The 2,161-nt window shown below is 55.3% G+C and carries 3 protein-coding genes; all 3 read right to left on the bottom strand.

Annotated elements, in window-relative coordinates; translation table 11 throughout:
* Positions 1–112: 112 nt before the first annotated feature.
* Entirely contained in the window at positions 113–553 is a 441-nt protein-coding gene (locus F2P45_RS34030) for a zonular occludens toxin domain-containing protein (protein WP_166882629.1), read from the bottom strand.
* Positions 554–709: 156 nt separating this feature from the next.
* A complete protein-coding gene (locus F2P45_RS34025; protein WP_166882628.1) occupies positions 710–997 on the bottom strand; it encodes a DUF2523 family protein in 288 nt (95 codons plus the stop codon).
* 9 nt (positions 998–1,006) lie between these two features.
* Positions 1,007–1,873: a hypothetical protein gene (locus F2P45_RS34020; protein WP_166882627.1), complete on the bottom strand. Its 867-nt coding sequence runs from the start codon at positions 1,871–1,873 to the stop codon at positions 1,007–1,009.
* Positions 1,874–2,161 lie beyond the last annotated feature (288 nt).

The raw sequence follows: 2,161 nt of genomic DNA, 5'->3' as shown, positions 1-2,161 counted from the left end.
CCGGCCAGAGTTCGTGCTTCGTTGGCTCTTGCATGTTCGTGACTCCTGAGTTGATGGAGTACCGATTCTGGATGCCGAAAATTAGCAATGGAAGGTGGGGTAAATAGACCGCTTACTCTTGAATCATCAGCACCAGGTCGCAAGCAATCTTCGTGTCGGGGTGGATGAAGTGACCGTGCTCAAGGAAAAACGATCGATGATTTTTGTGAATCTTACAGTCAGTGGTGCCCCAGAACCTCCAAGCCTCATCAATGCAAACAAGGTCGCCGGGCTGCACAGTAGTATCAGTGTGCGCGCCTTTCTGGTCGTCGTAGTACGGAAAGAAATCTGGCTCGAATACCTTGGCGTTATCGACGTGGACGACAAGCCCATACTTAGCCTCGTCGTCGCCGGGATTCTTCACTTTAAGATAGGCGTGTATCTTTTCCTGAGATATGCCATCAATATTGGTCACAACGCGGCGCCCCTCCCGGATCGCGGGCACTACGACCTCAGAAACCACCTCGTAGCTCTTGCCTGACCTCATGAGGCCCGTGTAGACGTTAATTGGCATGCTTACCTGCCTTAGCGATCAACTGACGTGTTAAAAAAGCCGAGAGCTCGTACACTGCGACAGAGACAGCAACGAACCACATGGGTACAACCGCGTGACCGATGGATGTAAGTGCGGCTACGCATTCGAACGATTCTTGAAGATGAGGACACATAGTTAACCGATCACAGGAATACGACGGATTACAAAACGGGTGACATACGCGGACAACAGGATCGGTATGCCAGCGGTCACGTTGAACAGATCGAGGAAATACCAGACGTTGGACGGTATTCCACCGAGCGAACCTGACAGCCCGGAAGCGTCTGGCAACAGCGGCGTGAGCAGCGACAGGAACTCGGTCACGATGAAGAACAACGCGAAGAAGACGACAAACTTGACCATCACCGAACGGAAGACGAATCCGACTACGGTGTTGACGGCAGCTAGCAGAAGAACCCACATAACGCCCCCTTAGGCTCTGAGAATGATGAAAGCGCCCAACATCATCCAGACGAAGGCCATGACGGCGTACAACGTGGACTTGGAGTCATCGAGCACCGCGCAGTGCGACTCCATGACAATCTGTTTTTCGAAAATGCTGAAAGAGGGCTTCGGACAAACCGAACTGTGCGAAGGCACAACGAAACTTCGAAGCGACGGCATCAGGTTTAACAATGGCGACAAGATCGCCGAAGCAGTCGGCGTCGTTTCCATGGATGGCGCGGCCACTCCCGGGTCCGCGCCCCAATCGACACGCACCGTCGGCACGTTCACCACGTTCACATTCGTCAACCCGACGGGCGTCGGCGTCGGATTAGGGTCCGGCGTCGGATTAGGATTCGGATTGCTTGAGCCGCCGGCATCAAGCGAGATAGGCACAGGACCTGTGCCGGGAGCGACTGCAGGCACGAGCAGATCACCAATCGTCGGGTTCAACGCAGGGTTCTCAAATTGCCACGCCTGCACCTCCGCAGCGGTAACCGGCGACGTAGCCAAATAGGGAAGGCCGTTGTACCCCGGCTGGGCGGCGGCGTTGGCCCATGCGCTGTTGACAACCTTAGCCAGCGTGTCGGCATTGATCGCCTTAGCTTTGTCGGTTGTAGACATTGACGCAACAGCCTCATCGAGCGACGAATACTGCTGCGTGCCGGTCCCGGCGACAGGAGCCTTGATGCTGATCTGCGCAGAATTCGGGTAGTTACTCGTCCACCAGGTGTCATCGAATTCCTGACCGTAACCGGGATCGCAGGCCGTCCCGCTACTGCCATTCCAGATTTTACAAGAGCTTTTGTAGTGATACGACCCGCCGAGCGTCACTGTTCCATTGGGATTGACCATCCGGTTAGATGGCTGACCAGAATTCCACACGCGGGTGCCTCGAACAGTGCGGCCAGTGAAATCGGGATTGGGCGGATAGGTCCAGTACGAGCCATCGAAAATGTGATCGATGAACTCCTGCTCGCTGAAGTAAAGAGCGACGACATCGCCGCTGCCGAAACAAGGTAAGCGCGATTTCTACCGCACCTTGACGTTGCCCTAATCGACGGGCAAGCGGCTGTTAAACAGCAGTAAAGTTGAACGGCAACAGATCGGCAATGTCGGCACCGGCCTGGCGCTGCGGCAGTT

It is taken from the genome of Massilia mucilaginosa (genome assembly GCF_011682145.1).
In the GTDB taxonomy this organism is placed as follows: domain Bacteria; phylum Pseudomonadota; class Gammaproteobacteria; order Burkholderiales; family Burkholderiaceae_D; genus Telluria_A; species Telluria_A mucilaginosa.
Note: the sequence above shows the minus strand (reverse complement) of the source record. Positions and strands in the feature narration are given on the sequence as shown.

What these genes read in the sequence shown, in the direction of transcription:
- F2P45_RS34025 (WP_166882628.1), bottom strand. Translation starts at nt 997, where the DNA reads ATGTGGGTTCTTCTGCTAGCTGCCGTCAACACCGTAGTCGGATTCGTC.
- F2P45_RS34030 (WP_166882629.1), bottom strand. Translation starts at nt 553, where the DNA reads ATGCCAATTAACGTCTACACGGGCCTCATGAGGTCAGGCAAGAGCTAC.
- F2P45_RS34020 (WP_166882627.1), bottom strand. Translation starts at nt 1,873, where the DNA reads ATGGTCAATCCCAATGGAACAGTGACGCTCGGCGGGTCGTATCACTAC.